Here is a 16841-nt window from a genome sequence, read left to right as displayed (position 1 = left end):
GCGCGACCACCCGAGCCGCCGGAACCCAGGCCGAAGCCTCCGCCGAGAGCGAAGCCAAGCCCCGTACCCGCCGCGCCGCCCGGACCTCCCGCCCCGCACCGGACGCCGACAACGCGCCGACCGCCGAGATGCCCGCCGTCTCCGACACGGAAGACACCGCGGTCCGCGCGAAGCAGATCCCGGAGGCCGCCGTCGCCCGGCTGGCCGTCTACCTGCGGATCCTCTCCGGCTTGGCCGAACAGGGCGCGACCACCGTCTCCAGCGAAGAACTCTCCGCCGCGGCGGGCGTGAACTCCGCCAAACTCCGCAAAGACCTCTCCTACCTGGGCTCCTACGGCACCCGCGGCGTCGGCTACGAGGTGCAGGTGCTGGTCAGCCAGATCGAACGCATCCTCGGCCTCACCCGGCAGCACCGCGTCGCCGTGGTCGGAATCGGTAACCTCGGCCACGCGCTCGCGAACTACGGCGGCTTCCCCGGCCGCGGCTTCCCGGTCGAGGCGCTCTTCGACCTCGACCCCGATCTGATCGGCGTCCCCGTAGGGGGTCTCCCGGTCTCGCACATGGACGACATTCCGCGCGTTTGCTCCGAACGGGAGATTTCCGTGGGGATCATCGCCACACCTCCTACCGCCGCGCAGTCGGTGTGCGACAGGCTGGTGGCGGGCGGCGTCCAGTGCATCCTCAACTTCGCGCCGGTAGTGCTCCAGGTGCCGGCACACGTCGAGGTCCGCAAGGTCGACCTGGCTGTCGAACTGCAGATCCTCTCGTTCCACGTGGCCCGGCGCGCCGACAGCGCGGCGAGCGCGGGGTCCGCCGGGGAAAACCAGGGGAATACCGGGTTACCCGGAACCGGCGGGGCCGCCGACAATGGCAACGGCGGACGGAACGGCGCCGGTACGGACGGCGGTCTCGGAATGGTGGTGCGCTGAAATGAGCGTGTTGGCGGTCGGGCTCTCCCATCGCAGTGCGGATCTCGGCACGCTCGAGCGTGCGGCGATCCCCGCGGACGAGCTGACCAAGGTCCTGCACGACCTGCAGCAGGCGGAGCACATCAGCGAGGTCATGCTCGTCTCGACGTGCAACCGCATCGAGGTCTACGCCGTGGTGGAGACGTTCCACGGCGGCGTCAACGACGTCTCGGACGTGCTCTCCCGCAAGGCCGGGATGGAGCCCGCCGAGCTGTACGACAGTCTGTACGTGCACTACGCCGGCGCGGCCGTCGAGCACCTGTTCTCCGTCGCCTCGGGCCTCGACTCGATGGTGGTCGGCGAGACGCAGATCCTCGGCCAGGTCCGCTCCTCGTACGCGACCGCGCGCGACGCCGGCACCGTCGGCCGCACGCTGCACGAGCTGATCCAGACCACGCTGCGCGTCGGCAAGCGCGTGCACTCCGAGACCGGGCTCGACCAGCTCGGCGCGTCCGTCGTGTCCGAGGCGCTGGCCGCCGCGGGCGACATCGCGGGCAAGCACGCGCTGATCGTCGGGGCCGGTTCGATGGGCGCGCTCACCGCGTCGCAGCTGCGCAAGGCCGGGATCGCCGAGATCACCGTCGCCAACCGCACCGAAGCCAACGCCGCCCGGCTGGCCGAGAAGGTCGTCGCGGAGGGGATTCCGGCCCGTTCGGTGCCGTTGACCGAACTCGCCGACGCGGTCGATCAGGCCGACCTCGTCGTGGCGTGCACCGGGGCGCAGGACGCGGTGTTCCTCGCCGGGCACGTGCCCGCGCGCGCCGGACGTCCGCTGGTCGTCTGCGACCTCGGCCTGCCCAAGGACGTCGACGTCGCGGTCGCGGAACTCGCCGACGTCACCGTGGTCGACCTGGAGACGATCCAGCGCCGCATGCGCGACGCGGGAGCCCCGACCACCGACCGGCAGACCGCCAAAGCCAACGGCATCGTGCTCGACGAGGTGCGCGAGTACCTCGCCGGACAGCGCAGTGCCGAAGTGACGCCCACGGTCACCGCGCTGCGCAGGCGCGCGGCCGAGGTGGTGGACGCGGAGCTGCTCCGCCTGGACAACCGGCTGCCGGAACTCGACAGCCAGGTTCGCGAAGAGGTCGGCCGCACGGTTCGCCGCGTGGTCGACAAGCTGCTGCACGCGCCGACGGTGCGGGTCAAGCAGCTGGCCGCCGAGACGGCCGACACCGACTACGCCAACGCGTTGCGGGAACTGTTCTGCCTCGACCCGCAGGCTCCTGCGGCCGTGGCGAGCCCGACAGCGCCGGAAACCGAGAAGAAGCGGTAAGTGACCAGAGTCATTCGCATCGGCACGCGGGGCAGCAAGCTCGCCCTCGCGCAGACCGGCATCGTCGCCGACACCATCCGCGCCACCGGGGCGGAGGTGGAGATCGTCACCGTCACCACGCCCGGCGACCTCTCCAGCGCCCCGATCTCGCAGATCGGGGTCGGCGTGTTCACCTCGGCGCTGCGGGAAGCGTTGCTGCGCAACGAGATCGACGTCGCCGTGCACTCCTACAAGGACCTGCCCACCGCGCCCGAGGACGGCCTCGTGCTGGCCGCGGTGCCGCCGCGCGAGGACCCGCGCGACGCGCTGATCGCCCGCGACGGCCTCACCCTCGGCGAGCTTCCGCCGGGCGCGAAGGTCGGCACCGGCGCGGCGCGGCGCATGGCTCAGCTGCGCGCGCTGGGTCTCGGTTTGGAAATCGTGCCGATCCGAGGCAATATCGATACCCGCATGCGCAAGGTGACCGACGGCGAGCTGGATGCCGTGGTGCTCGCGCGTGCCGGACTGGCCAGGGTCGGCCGGGTGGACGAGATCACCGAAACCCTCGACCCGATCCAGATGCTGCCCGCCCCCGCGCAGGGGGCGCTGGCGCTGGAGTGCCGGGCCGCCGACGTGGACATCGAGCACCTGCTCGCGTCCGCGGTGGACGACGAGAGCACGCGGGTCGCGGTGACGGCCGAACGGGCTCTGCTCGCCGCGCTCGAAGCCGGGTGCAGCGCGCCGGTGGGCGCGCTCGCCGAGATCGTCGAGGACCTCGACGACGAGGGCGCGGTGGTGGAACGCATCTCGCTGCGCGGCACCGCTGCCGTCGAAGGCGAGAACGGCGGCGTCGACATGGTTCGGGCTTCCGCGATCGCCGGGATCGGCGAGGCGGAGAAGCTCGGCCGGGAACTGGCCGCCGAACTGCTTGACCTGGGAGCCGGGGCGCTGCTCGGCCCCGCCCTGTGACGCCAGCCGTCACGCACCCGCACGACCTGCCCGACATCCGCGGCCGGAGCACCGGCCGCCCAAGAGGAGAAGAACACCAACGATGACCCCTGCTCGCAAGACCGCCGGGCGCGTCGCCTTCGTGGGCTCGGGCCCCGGGGACGCCGGGCTGCTCACCGTCCGCGCCCAGGAACTCCTGGCCAAGGCCGAGGTCGTGGTGACGGACCCGGACGTGCCCGCCAGCGTGCTCGCCTTCGCCGCCCCCGGCGCCGAGGTCCGCCCCGCCGTCGGCGAACCGTCCGACGTCGCCAAGGACCTGACCGCCGAGGCCAAGGCGGGCCGGCTCGCGCTGCGGCTGGTCTCCGGCGACCCGCTGACCAGCCCGGCCGTCGTGGCCGAGGTCCAGGCCGTCGCTCGCACCTCCGCCGTGTTCGACGTCATCCCGGGCGTCGCGCCGGGCACCGCGGTGCCGGCGTACGCGGGTGTCGCGCTCGGCGGCACTTACACCGAGGCGGACGTCCGCGGCGAGGTCGACTGGGGCGCGCTGGCCGCGGTCCCCGGCCCGATCGTGCTGCACGCGACGTCGGCGCACCTCGCCGAGGCGGCGAGCCAGCTCACCGAGAAGGGGCTGCCCGCCACCACTCCGGTCGCGGTCACCGCGAACGGCACCATCAACACCCAGCGCACGCTGGACACCACCCTCGCCTCGGTCGCGAACGACGCGGGCGAGCTGGTCGGCCCGCTGGTCGTGACGGTCGGACAGGCCGCCGGGCAGCGCTCGAAGCTGTCCTGGTGGGAGTCGCGGGCGCTGTACGGCTGGAAGGTCCTGGTGCCGCGCACCAAGGAGCAGGCCGGCGAGATGGCCGAGCGGCTTCGCGGCCACGGCGCGACCTCGCACGAGGTGCCGACCATTTCGGTCGAGCCGCCCCGCAGCCCGGCGCAGATGGAGCGTTCGGTCAAGGGCCTGGTCGACGGCCGCTACCAGTGGATCGTCTTCACCTCCACCAACGCGGTGCGCGCGGTGTGGGAGAAGTTCGAGGAGTTCGGCCTGGACGCGCGGGCGTTCTCCGGCGTGAAGATCGCCTGCGTCGGCGAATCGACCGCGGCGAAGGTGCGCTCCTTCGGCATCATCCCGGAGCTGGTCCCGACGGGCGAGCAGTCGTCCGAGGGCCTGCTGGCCGAGTTCCCGCCGTACGACGACGTGCTGGACCCGGTGAACCGCGTCCTGCTGCCGCGCGCGGACATCGCCACCGAGATTCTGTCGGCCGGCCTGGTCGAACGCGGCTGGGAAGTGGACGACGTCACGGCTTACCGGACGGTGCGTGCCGCGCCGCCGCCAGCCGAGACCCGCGAGATGATCAAGACCGGCGGGTTCGACGCGGTCTGCTTCACCTCGTCGTCGACCGTGCGGAACCTGGTGGGGATCGCCGGGAAGCCGCACACGCGCACGCTGGTCGCGTGCATCGGGCCGAAGACCGCCGAGACCGCGGTGGAATTCGGTCTGCGAGTGGACGTTCAGCCGGAGAAGGCTGATGTGCCGCATTTGGTGGACGCTCTCGCCGAGCACGCCGCGCGGCTTCGTGCGGAGGGCGCGTTGCCGCCGCCGCGGAAGGCCAAGCGCACCCGGCGCAGCTGAGGTTTTTGTCCGTGAAGGGCTCCTTGAGGGAATCAGATTCCCTCAAGGAGCCCTTCACGGCTTTCCGGGGAGGCGCGGGAGTACCTTGGATGTGTGTTCCCTGAGCAGCGACCCCGCAGGCTTCGTACTACTCCGGCTATGCGCAGGATGGTCAGTGAGACCACGTTGCGGCCACGGCAGTTGATCCTCCCGATGTTCGTCGGCGAAGGGCTCGACGCGCCGCGGCCGATCGCCAGCATGCCGGGCGTCGTTCAGCACACTCGCGACACTCTGCGGAAGGCCGCCGTCGACGCGGTCAACGCCGGGGTCGGCGGGCTGATGCTCTTCGGTATTCCGGAGAAGCGAGACCCGGAGGGCTCCGGCGCGGTCGACGAGAAGGGCATTCTCAACGTCGCGCTGCGGGATCTGCGCAGCGAACTCGGCGACTCCACCGTGCTGATGGCCGACACCTGCCTGGACGAGTTCACCGACCACGGGCACTGCGGCGTGCTCGACGCGGACGGCGTGGTCGACAATGACGCCACGCTCCGGCTGTACGCCGAGATGGGCGTCGCGCAGGCGGAAGCCGGGGCGCACGTGCTCGGGCCGAGCGGGATGATGGACGGGCAGGTCGGCGTAATTCGCCGGGCGCTCGACGAGGTCGGGCACAGCGAGACCGCGATCCTCGCCTATTCGATCAAGTACGCCAGCGCGTTCTACGGGCCTTTCCGCGAGGCCGTCGACTCGCAGCTCAAGGGCGACCGCAAGACCTACCAGCAGGACCTCGGCAACGCGCGCGAGGCGATGCGGGAGCTCGAACTCGACCTCGCCGAGGGCGCGGACATGGTCATGGTCAAGCCTGCTCTGTCCTATTTGGACATCATCAAGGCGGCGGCCGACATTTCGCCGGTTCCCGTTGCGGCGTACAACATCTCCGGCGAGTACGCGATGGTCGAGGCGGCCGCGGCGAACGGCTGGATCGAGCGCGAGCGCACCGTGCTCGAGGTGCTCACCTCCATCCGCCGCGCGGGTGCGGACGTCATCCTGACCTACTGGGCGGCCGAGGCCGCGGCTTGGCTTGACTGAGCCCGGGTAGGGTCTTTCGGGTGGCCGAGAAGGACGAGAACACCCCGAAGCCAGCCAGCGTGACCTCGGACGACCTTTCCGGGCTCACCGACGACGAGCGCCGCAAGCGCGGGCGCGCGCCGGATCCGGTGCTGCCGGGGGAGACCGCGCCGAAGGCCCAGCCGCCGACGCCGGTGCATGTCGCGTTCGTGCTCGCCATCGTGGCGGCGGTCATCGTCGTGGCCGGGCAGGTCGTGACGGTCCTGCTCAAGCAGCAGCTGGTCGACCGGGCGATCGAGGAGGTGCAGAAGGCCGGCCAGAAGGTCGACGTCGCGCAGGTGCAGTCCAATGCCAACACTCTCGTCTGGGCCATGCTGATCGGCGCGCTGTGCTTCGGTGCGCTGCTCGTGCTGTTCGCCTGGAAGGCCCGTGAGGGCACGCGGTCGGCACGCAGCATCGCGACGTTGCTGGCGGTGCTCGGCATCGTGTTCGAGCTCGGGGTGATCCGGAGCATCTTCGCGCTCGCGTCGTCGCTGGCGCTGGTCGTCATGCTGATCCTGCTGTACCTGCCCAAGGTCGCGGACTACTTCCCGAAGGTCGGCAAGAAGCTGTAATGGCGGCAAGGACGCTGTACTCCGAGCCCGGCGTCGGCTGGTCGGCGCTGGTCTGGGGCCCGCTGTTCGCGCTGCTGGGCGCGCTCGCCGAATTGGCCACCGGTGGGCCCACGCACGTCGTCGGCTGGGTGCTGATCGGTGTCGCGCTGGTCGCGTTGACGCTGCCGTGGGTTTACGCGCGGCGGCGGTTCCTTTCGCTCGAGGTCACCACCGAGGGGCTGCGGCAGGGGCGCGAGACGCTGGCCGCCGAACGGATCGCCTCGGTGAGCGACGTCGGCGCGCCGGTCGGGACGCGGGTTCTCGGCGGTGGCTGGTCGGTGCCGCGGAAGTACGACGAGTTGCCGGTGGAGCTCGACGACGGCACGGTGGTGCTCGCCTGGGCCCGCGACGTCGAAGCGCTGAAGACCGCGCTCGCCGAGCTGGCCGCGAAGAACCACCCGAATGCCGAGGAGCAGGCCGATGACTCCCGGAACTGAACCCCCACGAGGGACGCGGAACGACGGCGAACCTGAAAGGCTGGACCCCGTGATCGATCTGCCCCAGCCGACCGGAGCCGGGCTTTGGCCGCCGGAGGAAACGCAGCCGCAAGCGAAGCTCAACCAGCCGTGGCGCGCGTTCGTCGCGCTCGGCGAGGTCGTGGTGGCCGGATTGGCGCTGTGGGCGGCGTTCGCGCTGTGGCACGCCGGCGTCGTCACGGTCGTCACCACCGCGGGCGACGGCACGCGGTTGGCCTCTGAGCGGTACTTCGGCGGACATATCGCCGGGGCGCTCGGGCTCGGCACGCTGTCGGCGGTATTGGTCGTGGACGCCGTCCGGCAATTGCTGCTCGCGGTGCGGGCGCGGCACAAAAAGAAGAAGGACTGATTACACAGCTGGCCCACAGGGAACCAACAGCTAACTGCTAACCAGGCCCCGCAGTCTTGCGGCCATGACGCGGCTGCGCACACGAACCTGGGTGATCAACGGAGTCCTTGTCGTGCTGCTCGGCGGCGCGGCTTTCGGGATTTACCAGGCCTTTTCGCCGGCGAGTTCGACAGCGCAGGCACAAACCCGCACGACGCCGGTACGGCGCGCGAACGTTTCCCAGACCGTTTCGGCGGCGGGCACGATCGCGAGCACCTACAGCGGCGTCGCGAACTTCACGACGTCAGGCAAGGTCACGAGCATCGACGTGAAGGTCGGCGACGTCGTGAGCGCCGGGCAGAAGCTCGCCACGATCGACTCTTCCCAGGCCAGCAAACAACTTCAGGTCGCCAAGGCCAATCTCGCGGTCGCCGAGGACAACCTCACCGCGGCGCAGGACAACCCGCCGGCGAACCAGACCGCGACCCAGGCGCAGACCAGCACCGCCTCGCTGCAGGCCAAAGTGGATCAAGCGCAGCTGGACGTCGACAACGCGGAAACAGCGGTCAACGCGACGACGTTGACCGCGCCAGGCGCGGGGACTGTCACCGCGATCAACGGGACGGTCGGGCAGCAAACGGGCAGCGGAGGCAATTCCAGCAACAGTTCCGCGGGCGCGGCTTCGTCGAGTTCCAGTTCCGGCTCCGGTGGGCAATCCGGGCAGCAGTCGTCTTCAAGCAGCAGTAGCAGCACTGGTTTTATCGATATCACTGACATGGGAAACCTTGTCGTCAATACTTCGGTGGCGGAAATTGACGTGAGCAAGGTGAAAACCGGTCAGAAAGCCACGGTCACTCTAAACGCGACGCCGGATCAGCCGTTGCAAGCGACCGTTTCCAGCATCGACCTGACGCCGACTACGAGCAGCAATGTCGTCAGTTACGGAGCGAAGCTCGCGCTGACGAATCCGCCGTCGGGGTTGCGGCCCGGGCAGTCGGCGAGTGTCGTGATCACGGTCGCGGAAGCCGATGGCGTGCTGAGCGTTCCGGCTGCGGCGGTGCGGACCAGTGGGACGACGAACGCGGTCACGGTGGAGCAGAACGGGCAGCCGGTTACGCGGCAGGTCGAGGTCGGCGTGCGCGGCGAGTCCACTGTGGAGATCAAATCCGGGCTCAATGAGGGCGACAGCGTGGTGCTCACCGCTGCTTCGCCGACGACGTCGAGTGGGTCCAACGGTCAGCAGCGGGGCGGCACTGGCGGCCTCGGCGGGTTCGGCGGCGGTCAGCAGGGCGGATTCGGCGGCGGACGCCAGGGCAATGTCGGCGGGGGCCGGGGATGAAGCCGGTGATCGCGGTCTCCGGACTGCGCAAGACTTACGGCAGCGGGGAAACCGCGGTGCACGCGTTGCGCGGGGTCGATCTGCAGGTGTGGCCGGGCGAGTACGTCGCGATCATGGGCGCGTCCGGGTCTGGGAAATCGACTCTGCTCAACATGCTCGGCTGTCTCGACACGCCCACCTCGGGCCGGTATCTGCTGGACGGGTTCTCCGTCGCCGATCTCAACGAACGCCAGCTTGCCTTGCTGCGCAACCGAAAGATCGGCTTCATCTTCCAGTCCTTCAACCTCGTGCCGCGCACCAGCGCGTTGTCCAATGTGGAATTGCCGATGGTCTACAGCGGACTCAAGCGGGGCGAGCGGCGCCGCCGGGCGCTGGCCGCGCTGGAGATGGTCGGGCTGACTGACCGGGCCAAACATCTGCCGAACGAACTGTCCGGCGGACAGCAGCAACGCGTCGCGGTGGCACGGGCGCTCGTCGGCGGACCGGCGTTGCTGCTCGCCGACGAACCGACCGGAAACCTCGACCACGCAAGCACTGTCGACGTCCTCGGCGTCTTCGACCGGCTCAACGCGCTCGGTCGCACGGTCGTGGTGATCACGCACGAGGACGAGGTCGCGCGGCACGCGCACCGCGTCGTCCGGGTCAGCGACGGACGGATCGTGTCGGACGAGGTCCGCGCCGGGGTGGTCGCGTGAACTTCGTCGAGATCATGCGGTTCGCGGTGCGCGGCCTCGCCTCGAACAAACTGCGGTCGGTGCTCACCACACTCGGTATCACCATCGGTGTCGCGTCGGTGATCTTGTTGGTAGCAGTGGGAAACGGCGCTTCGGCGGCGATCACCGCGAGCATTCAGGGCCTCGGCACCGACGTGGTCAACGTGTCGCCGCTCCGCGGCGGCGGGCAGTCCAGCCAGGTGCGGCCGCTCACCGTGCAGGACGCGCACGCGCTGGTCGACCCGGTGGGCGCGCCGGACGTGAAGGCGGCGGCTCCGGTGGTGAACACCAGCGCGACCGCGACGTACGGGCAGACCTCCTACGACGTGTCCAGCGTGGTCGGCACCGAACCCAGCTACTTCACCACCACGAACCGCCAGATCGCCGACGGCCAGCTGTTCAGTGCCGAGGACGTGACGCAGGCACGCAAGGTCGTGGTGCTCGGGCCGACGACCGCGCAGTCGATCTTCGGCACCGCTGAACCGGTCGGCAAGAACGTGCTGATCAACAGCATCCAGTTCACCGTGATCGGCGTGCTGCAGACGAAAGGCAGCACCGGGCTGCAGAACGCCGACGACGTCGCGATCGCCCCGATCAGCGCGGTGCAGAACTCGCTCGCCGGCTACGGCGGCCTGAACCAGATCGCCGTGCAGGCGACGACCGCCGATTCGATCGGGCTCGCCCAGGCCGAGGTCACCGCGATTCTCGACGCCCGGCACGGCATCCAGGCCTCGGCCAATCCCGACTTCCAGATCCAGAACTCCGCGCAGCTGCTGCAGACCCGCACGTCGGCGATCCAGACTTTCACCGTGCTGCTCGGCGCGGTCGCGGCGATCTCGCTGCTGGTCGGCGGGATCGGCGTCACGAACATCATGCTCGTCACGGTCACCGAGCGGATCCGCGAAATCGGCATCCGCAAGGCGATCGGCGCGCCGCGTTCGGCGATCCTCGGCCAGTTCCTCGCCGAGGCGACCATGCTGAGCCTGTTCGGCGGACTGCTCGGCGTGCTGATCGGGGTGGTCGGCAGCCGGTTCAGCATCGCGGGCATCCAGCCGGTGGTGGTGCCGTCGTCGATCGCGCTGGCGTTCGCGGTTTCCGCACTGATCGGGCTTTTCTTCGGCAGTTTCCCGGCGAACCGGGCTTCGCGGCTGCGGCCGATCGACGCCCTCCGGCACGAGTAGGAGCGTCATGTCCGCGTCGACCACCCAGCCCATTCCGACCCCGCCGGAGGAGCCAGCCCGTCCGGAAGACCTCATCGCCGAACCCGCCGTCCAAGGCGATCTCACCGCCGAGTTGAAGCAGGTCGCGCGGCCGTTCGGCAAGCCGACGCTCGTGCTCGCCGGGTTGCTCGTGCTGGCACTGGCGTTCGCTGGTGGCGCGTGGACGCACGCGGCGTTCGGCCCGTCGAGCGGCTCTTCCAGCGCACGTCCTGTCGCGGCGGACGGACAACAGGGGACAGGCTTCGGCGGACGCACGGCAGGCGGTCGCGGGACGGTCGGCACCGTGGAGAAGGTCGACGGCAGCACGGTCACGCTGAAGACCGTGCAGGGCAGCGAGGTCACAGTGTCCACTTCGGACAGTACGACGGTCGGCGTGACCCAGCCGGGCAAGCTCAGCGACCTCAAACCGGGCCAGACGGTGACCGTCCAGGGCCGCACCGGATCGGACGGTTCGGTGACCGCGCAGGCGATCGTGGCGCAGCCGGGCCGTTAGGGAACGTCGTTGAGCGCGATGATCGCGACGTTCAGCGCGGTCGTGTAGAGCAGCCACGCCAGATACGGCAGGAGCAGCAACGCGGCGATGCGGGATCGGCGGTAGAAGAGCGCGATCGTCACGATCACGGTGAAATCGAGCAGCACGATGTCCACGCACGCGACCTGCGTGGAGCCGCCCGCGAAGAACAGCGAGATCCACATCAGGTTGAACAGCAGGCCGATGCCGTACGCGGCGAAGCCCTGGTTCTCGCCGTCAGTGCGCCAATAAACCCAGCCGGCGAAGGCGAGCACGACGTACAGGACCGTCCACACCGGACTGAACAGGGACGAGGGCGGGGCCCACTCCGGCAGCACGTACCGGTTGTAGGCGTCCGGCGCGGTCGTCGCGGCCAGCGCCCCTACCAGCGCGATGACGCCGACCAGCCCGAAGAACACCGCGAGCATCAGCCACGGGTTCCGGCGGTGTGTGGGCGCCGTCACGTCTCCTCCATGGCTCGCCCCGTCCATGCGCGCCCATCTTAAGAGCGAGTGGACCGGTGTGCCGGGTGGCAATCGGGTGGCAGCTTGGGCGCCGCCGACACCCGAACGGAGGATTTGCAAGACTGGGGCGGTGAGCACTGGCACCGAGCAGTCCAAAGCATGGTTCGCACGCGCCAAGGCAGCCGTTCCGGGCGGGGTGAACTCGCCGGTGCGCGCCTTCAACTCGGTCGGCGGCACGCCGCGGTTCATGGTCCGCGGCGAGGGCCCGTATCTGTGGGACGCCGACGGCAACCGCTACGTCGACCTCGTCTCCTCGTGGGGCCCGATGATCCTCGGGCACGCGCACCCGAAGGTGGTGGCCGCCGCCCGCGAGGCCGCGGAGCACGGGCTTTCCTTCGGCACACCGACCATCGGCGAGGTCGAACTGGCCGAGGAGATCATCGGCCGGGTCGGTCCGGTCGAGCAGGTCCGGCTGGTCAACTCCGGCACCGAAGCCACGATGAGCGCCATCCGGCTGGCTCGCGGGTTCACCGGCCGCGCCAAGATCGTGAAGTTCGCCGGTTGCTACCACGGCCATGTCGACGCGCTGCTCGCCGAAGCTGGTTCGGGGGTCGCGACGCTCGGCCTGCCGACCTCGCCGGGCGTCACCGGCGCGCAGGCCGCGGACACAATTGTCTTGCCGTACAACGATCTTGACGCGCTCCGGAAGTCTTTCGCGGAGAACGAGGGCCAGATCGCTGCGGTGATCACCGAAGCGGCAGCGGGCAACATGGGCGCGGTGCCGCCGGACCCCGGCTTCAACGCCGCACTGCGTGACCTCGCGCACGAAAACGGCGCTCTGCTGATCATGGACGAGGTGATGACCGGCTTCCGCGTCTCGCGCGCCGGCTGGTTCGGCCTCGAAGGCGTGGCCGGCGACCTCTACACCTTCGGCAAGGTGATGTCCGGCGGGCTGCCCGCAGCGGCGTTCGGCGGTCGCGCGGACATCATGGCGAAGCTCGCGCCCGGCGGTCCCGTCTATCAGGCAGGCACGCTGTCCGGTAACCCCGTCGCAGTCGCTGCCGGTCTCACCGCGCTGCGCGAAGCCGACGACGCTGTGTACGCGAAGCTCGATGCCAACGCGAAGCGGCTCGGCGGGCTTTTCGACAAGGCGCTCAGCGAAGCGGGCGTCACGCACACCGTGCAGTACGCGGGCAACCTCGTGAGCGTCTTCTTCACCGACAAGCCCGTACGCAACTACGTGGACGCGCAGGCCACTGAGACCTGGCGCTTCCCGGCCTTCTTCCACGCGCTGCTCGAAGCGGGCGTGTACCCGCCGCCGAGCGCGTACGAGGCGTGGTTCGTGAACGCCGCGATGGACGACGAAGCATTCGCCGTCATCGAAGCCGCGTTGCCAGCGGCGGCGCGCGCGGCGGCTGAGGCGGTTAAGCCGTGACCACCGTCGTCCACATGCTGCGGCACGGCGAGGTCCACAACCCGGAGAAGATCCTCTACGGGCGGCTGCCGAACTTCCGGCTGTCGGAGCGCGGGCAGCGTCAGGCGCTCACTGTCGCCGAGGCGGTCGCTGGTCACGACCTCGCGTACGTCGTCGCTTCGCCGCTTCAGCGCGCGCAGGAGACCGCGGCGCCCATCGCGGGCGCGCACCGTCTCGACATCGCTACGGACGAAGGTCTGATCGAAGCGGCGAACGTCTTCGAAGGCCAGCGCGTGGCAGTGGGCGACGGCGCGCTGCGGCAGCCGAAAGCGTGGCCGCACCTGGTGAATCCCTTTAAGCCGTCGTGGGGCGAGCCGTACGTCGAGATCGCCCACCGCATGCTCGGCGCGGTGCACCGTGCGCGCGTAAAGGCCGAAGGGCGCGAAGCGCTGTGTGTGTCGCACCAGCTGCCGATCTGGACGCTTCGCCGCTTCTTGGAAGCGAAGCGGCTGTGGCACGACCCACGGCAGCGGCAGTGCTCGCTCGCGTCGCTCACCAGCCTGGTCTTCGACGGCGAGGAGCTGCTGGAGATCGTCTACAGCGAGCCCGCGGGCACCACCGACCCCAAGGTGACCGGCGCATGAAACGGCGGCTGCTCGGGGTGTTGCTGGCCGCCGCGCTGGTCGTGACGGGCTGCTCGACCGGCAAGGACGCGGTCGTCTCGGGCGGCACCTTCACCTTCGTCTCGCCCGGCGGCAAGGTCGACATCACCTACCCGGTGAACGAGCGCCAAAAGGCCCCGACGCTGGCCGGCGACGACCTGATGCACGAGGGCAAACAGCTCTCGATCGAGGACTTCCCCGGCAAGCCGCTGGTGATCAACCTGTGGGGTCAGTGGTGCGGCCCGTGCCGCGCCGAAGCGCCCGAGCTGGAGACCGCGAGCAAGCAGATGGCCCCGCTCGGCGCCCAGGTCATCGGACTCGACGTCCGCGACCCCGCGCGCGACGTGGCACAGGACTTCGTGCGCGACCGCGGCCTGACGTACCCGTCGATCTGGGACCCGTCCGGACGCGTGCTGCTGCAGCTGGCCGGGTATCCGCGCAACATCATCCCGTCGACGCTGGTGCTGGACAAACAGCACCGGGTGGCCGCGGTGTTCCTGCGGCAGGTGCTGGCTTCGGACCTGGTCCCGGTGGTGCAGCGGCTCAGCGCGGAGAAGTAGCCCCGCCCGCGGGCTCCGCTCCGCCTCTTCCCCTCCGCTTCCTCCGCCCGCTCCGCCCCGGCCCTCTCCGCCCCGGCTCGCCCAGTTCCGCCCCAATGCCACATTGGGTGCATGTGGCGCACCCAATGTGGCGTTCGGTGCGTCTGACGCACCCAACGCCACATTGGGGCGGCACAGGACCGCAGGACCAAGGTCCCGGGCGAGCTGTGGCGTAGGTCCTGTGAGCGGGCCCCGCCCGCCTCACGTCCAGCTCACTGCCTACTCTCAAGTGCGTGAACTCCGTGTCCGAGCTGGCGCTCTCCGGGCCGCTGCTGCTCGCCGCGGGTGTTGCGCTGCTGGCCGGGGCCATCTCGTTCGCGTCGCCGTGCGTGGTGCCGCTCGTGCCCGGGTACCTCGCCTACCTCGCGGCTCTCGTCGGCGCGGACGCCCCGGCGGTGCGCGACGGCGAGGAGCGCAAAAAGGGCCGCTATGCCGTCCTCGGCGCGGCGGGCCTGTTCGTGCTCGGGTTCACCGTGGTGTTCGTCGCGACCATGGGCACGCTGGTCTGGCTCGCGAACACCTTGCTGGTCAACGAGGATCTGCTGCAGCGCATCGGCGGAATCCTCACCATCCTCATGAGCCTGGTCTTCATCGGCTGGATCCCGGGGCTGCAGCGCGAGGTCCGCTCGCACCGCGTGCCCGGCGGCGGCCTCTGGGGCGCGCCGGTGCTCGGCGCGGTTTTCGGGCTCGGCTGGACGCCGTGCATCGGGCCGACGCTCTCGGCCGTCACGAGCCTCGCGAGCGCGACCGGCGGGGCCGCGGTGCGCGGGTACGTGCTGGTGCTCGTTTACTGCCTCGGCCTGGGCGTTCCGTTCCTGCTGATCGCGCTCGGCGCCCGCTGGGCCGTGCGCGCCACCGACTGGCTCCGCCGCAACGGCCGCCGCGTGCAGATCTTCGGCGGGGTCTTGCTGATGGTGGTCGGCATCCTGCTGGTCACCGGGCTGTGGGGAGACGTCATGGGCTGGCTCCGCAACTCCGTCGCCTCCGATCTCGAGCTGCCGTTGTGACCACTACCGAAGCGCCCCCGAAGAACCCGAACCCGTACCGCCCGTCCGCGGCCAAGCAGGCGCTGGCCTTCCTGCGCAACACCTGGCGCGGCCTCACGTCCATGCGCACCGCGCTGGTGCTGCTGTTCCTGCTGGCGCTCGCCGCGCTTCCCGGCGCTCTGCTGCCGCAGCGGCGGCTGAACGCGCCGAAGGTCGACGAGTACATCAGCGCGCACGGCTGGTGGGGTTCGCTGCTCGACAAGCTGGAGTTCTACGACGTCTACTCCAGCGTCTGGTTCTCCGCGATCTACATCTTGCTGATGATCTCGCTGATCGGCTGCCTCACGCCGCGCAGCTTCGAGTACGTCAAGCAGATGCGGGCCAAGCCGGTGCTGACGCCGCGCAATCTCGCGCGCATGCCGCACCACCGGATCGCCCGCACCGCGCGCACGCCGGAGACGATCCGCGAGGACGTGCGCAAGCAGCTGTCCGGCTGGCGGCGCGTCGAGCGCGAGGAAGACGGCGGCGGGTTCAGCATTTCCGCCGAGCGCGGCTACCTGCGCGAGACCGGCAACCTGCTCTTCCACTTCGGCATGCTCGGCCTGATCATCTTCTTCGCCCTCGGCAAGCTCTACAGCTACGAGGGCCAGGTCATCGTGCAGGCCAACGGCGGCCAGTTCTGCAACTCGGGCATCTACAACTACGACTCGTTCGAGGCCGGGCTGCGCGTCGACGGCACCGACCTCAACCCGTTCTGCGTGAAGGTCAACGACTTCACCGCCCGCTACACCGCCACCAACCAGGCCGACTACTACCACTCGCACATCGAGTACCAGTCCGGCGAGGACCTGCAGACCGGCACGTGGAAGCCGTACGACCTCGAGGTCAACGAGCCGCTGCGGACCGTCGGCGACCGGGTTTACCTGCTGGGCAACGGTTATTCGCCGCAGTTCACGGTGACCTTCCCGAACGGCGAGAAGCGCACCCAGAACACCCAGTGGATGTTCACCAACTCGGCGACGATGCTGTCCGAGGGCGCGACGAAGTTCGACCAGCCCGGCGTCACCGACGAGGTCCAGCGGCGCACCAAGCAGCTCGCGATCACCGGCCTGTTCGCCCCGTCGTCGTTCATCCACGGCGGCGTGCTCACCTCGACCGCGCCGCAGCTGAACAACCCGATGGTCGCGGTCGACGTGCTGCGCGGCGACCTCGGTCTCGACGCGGGCCGCGGCCAGTCGGTGTTCTCGGTCGACCAATCCCGGGTTCAGGACGGCCGGCTCAAGCGGGTCGCGCGCAAGAACCTGGCGGTCGGCCAGGAAGTGACGCTCGACGACGGCACGAAGGTGCGTTTCGACGGCGTCAACAAATGGGTCAACCTCCAGATCTCGCACGATCCGACGCAGGGCTTCGTGCTCGGCTTCGCGATCGTGATGTTCGCCGGGCTCGGTGCGTCGCTGCTGGTCAAGCGGCGTCGCGTGTGGGTGCGGGTGCGGCCGGGCAAGGACGAGAGCGCGAGTACCGTGATCGAGGTCGCGGGGCTCGCGCGCACGGATCAAGCCGGTTACGGCGAGGAATTCCAGCGGATCAGCGAACGGCTGGTCACGGGCCGGAAGGGCAGCTGAGGC

General features: G+C 69.8%; 18 protein-coding genes. 17 read left to right on the top strand and 1 reads right to left on the bottom strand.

Annotated features, from left to right (window positions below):
• Positions 1-128: 128 nt before the first annotated feature.
• The 12 genes from AB5I40_RS24015 to AB5I40_RS23960 all read left to right on the top strand — a co-directional run bounded on the left by AB5I40_RS24015 (position 129) and on the right by AB5I40_RS23960 (position 11073).
• Positions 129-929, top strand: coding sequence for a redox-sensing transcriptional repressor Rex (locus AB5I40_RS24015; RefSeq protein WP_370940590.1), 801 nt, complete (start codon positions 129-131; stop codon positions 927-929).
• Between the two features lies 1 nt (position 930).
• Entirely contained in the window at positions 931-2244 is a 1314-nt protein-coding gene (locus tag AB5I40_RS24010; protein ID WP_370932321.1) for a glutamyl-tRNA reductase, read from the top strand.
• On the top strand, positions 2245-3192 hold the full coding sequence (gene hemC, locus AB5I40_RS24005) for a hydroxymethylbilane synthase (protein WP_037818841.1): 948 nt from the start codon (positions 2245-2247) through the stop codon (positions 3190-3192).
• An 82-nt stretch (positions 3193-3274) separates the two neighbouring features.
• Positions 3275-4807: a bifunctional uroporphyrinogen-III C-methyltransferase/uroporphyrinogen-III synthase gene (locus AB5I40_RS24000; RefSeq protein ID WP_182890405.1), complete on the top strand. Its 1533-nt coding sequence runs from the start codon at positions 3275-3277 to the stop codon at positions 4805-4807.
• A gap of 93 nt (positions 4808-4900) precedes the next feature.
• A complete protein-coding gene (gene hemB, locus AB5I40_RS23995; protein WP_344288203.1) occupies positions 4901-5872 on the top strand; it encodes a porphobilinogen synthase in 972 nt (323 codons plus the stop codon).
• A 20-nt stretch (positions 5873-5892) separates the two neighbouring features.
• Positions 5893-6465, top strand: coding sequence for a hypothetical protein (locus tag AB5I40_RS23990; RefSeq protein ID WP_370932320.1), 573 nt, complete (start codon positions 5893-5895; stop codon positions 6463-6465).
• A complete protein-coding gene (locus tag AB5I40_RS23985) occupies positions 6465-6941 on the top strand; it encodes a hypothetical protein (protein WP_370932319.1) in 477 nt (158 codons plus the stop codon). The genes AB5I40_RS23990 and AB5I40_RS23985 overlap by 1 nt, the downstream gene beginning before the upstream one ends.
• 49 nt (positions 6942-6990) lie before the next feature.
• Positions 6991-7329: a hypothetical protein gene (locus tag AB5I40_RS23980; RefSeq protein WP_037818917.1), complete on the top strand. Its 339-nt coding sequence runs from the start codon at positions 6991-6993 to the stop codon at positions 7327-7329.
• A gap of 64 nt (positions 7330-7393) precedes the next feature.
• Positions 7394-8647, top strand: a complete 1254-nt coding sequence (locus tag AB5I40_RS23975) for an efflux RND transporter periplasmic adaptor subunit (RefSeq protein WP_370932318.1) — start codon at positions 7394-7396, stop codon at positions 8645-8647.
• On the top strand, positions 8644-9342 hold the full coding sequence (locus AB5I40_RS23970) for an ABC transporter ATP-binding protein (protein ID WP_370932317.1): 699 nt from the start codon (positions 8644-8646) through the stop codon (positions 9340-9342). The genes AB5I40_RS23975 and AB5I40_RS23970 overlap by 4 nt, the downstream gene beginning before the upstream one ends.
• Positions 9339-10541, top strand: coding sequence for an ABC transporter permease (locus tag AB5I40_RS23965; protein ID WP_344288211.1), 1203 nt, complete (start codon positions 9339-9341; stop codon positions 10539-10541). The genes AB5I40_RS23970 and AB5I40_RS23965 overlap by 4 nt, the downstream gene beginning before the upstream one ends.
• Before the next feature lie 7 nt (positions 10542-10548).
• The gene (locus AB5I40_RS23960) at positions 10549-11073 is read left to right on the top strand and encodes a DUF5666 domain-containing protein (RefSeq protein ID WP_370932316.1); all 525 of its coding nucleotides are present in this window, start codon (positions 10549-10551) and stop codon (positions 11071-11073) included.
• Here AB5I40_RS23960 and AB5I40_RS23955 read toward each other — a convergent pair.
• Entirely contained in the window at positions 11070-11555 is a 486-nt protein-coding gene (locus AB5I40_RS23955; RefSeq protein WP_370932315.1) for a TspO/MBR family protein, read from the bottom strand. The two genes, AB5I40_RS23960 and AB5I40_RS23955, sit on opposite strands and share 4 nt — an antisense overlap.
• 130 nt (positions 11556-11685) lie before the next feature.
• On the opposite strand from AB5I40_RS23955, the gene hemL reads away from it, so the two are divergent.
• The 5 genes from hemL (at position 11686) to AB5I40_RS23930 (ending at position 16838) form a co-directional block, all read left to right on the top strand.
• Positions 11686-12990, top strand: a complete 1305-nt coding sequence (hemL, locus tag AB5I40_RS23950; RefSeq protein WP_370932314.1) for a glutamate-1-semialdehyde 2,1-aminomutase — start codon at positions 11686-11688, stop codon at positions 12988-12990.
• Positions 12987-13613, top strand: a complete 627-nt coding sequence (locus tag AB5I40_RS23945; protein ID WP_009071997.1) for a histidine phosphatase family protein — start codon at positions 12987-12989, stop codon at positions 13611-13613. The genes hemL and AB5I40_RS23945 overlap by 4 nt, the downstream gene beginning before the upstream one ends.
• Positions 13610-14191, top strand: a complete 582-nt coding sequence (locus AB5I40_RS23940) for a TlpA family protein disulfide reductase (protein WP_370932313.1) — start codon at positions 13610-13612, stop codon at positions 14189-14191. The genes AB5I40_RS23945 and AB5I40_RS23940 overlap by 4 nt, the downstream gene beginning before the upstream one ends.
• A gap of 272 nt (positions 14192-14463) precedes the next feature.
• Entirely contained in the window at positions 14464-15237 is a 774-nt protein-coding gene (locus AB5I40_RS23935; RefSeq protein ID WP_344288218.1) for a cytochrome c biogenesis CcdA family protein, read from the top strand.
• Positions 15234-16838 (top strand): cytochrome c biogenesis protein ResB, encoded by a 1605-nt coding sequence (locus AB5I40_RS23930; protein ID WP_370932312.1) that lies wholly within the window; start codon positions 15234-15236, stop codon positions 16836-16838. Before AB5I40_RS23935 ends, AB5I40_RS23930 begins: the two co-directional genes overlap by 4 nt.
• Positions 16839-16841 lie beyond the last annotated feature (3 nt).

Source organism: Amycolatopsis sp. cg13 (genome assembly GCF_041346965.1).
In the GTDB taxonomy this organism is placed as follows: domain Bacteria; phylum Actinomycetota; class Actinomycetes; order Mycobacteriales; family Pseudonocardiaceae; genus Amycolatopsis.
This window is presented reverse-complemented; position numbering and strand designations above follow the sequence as displayed.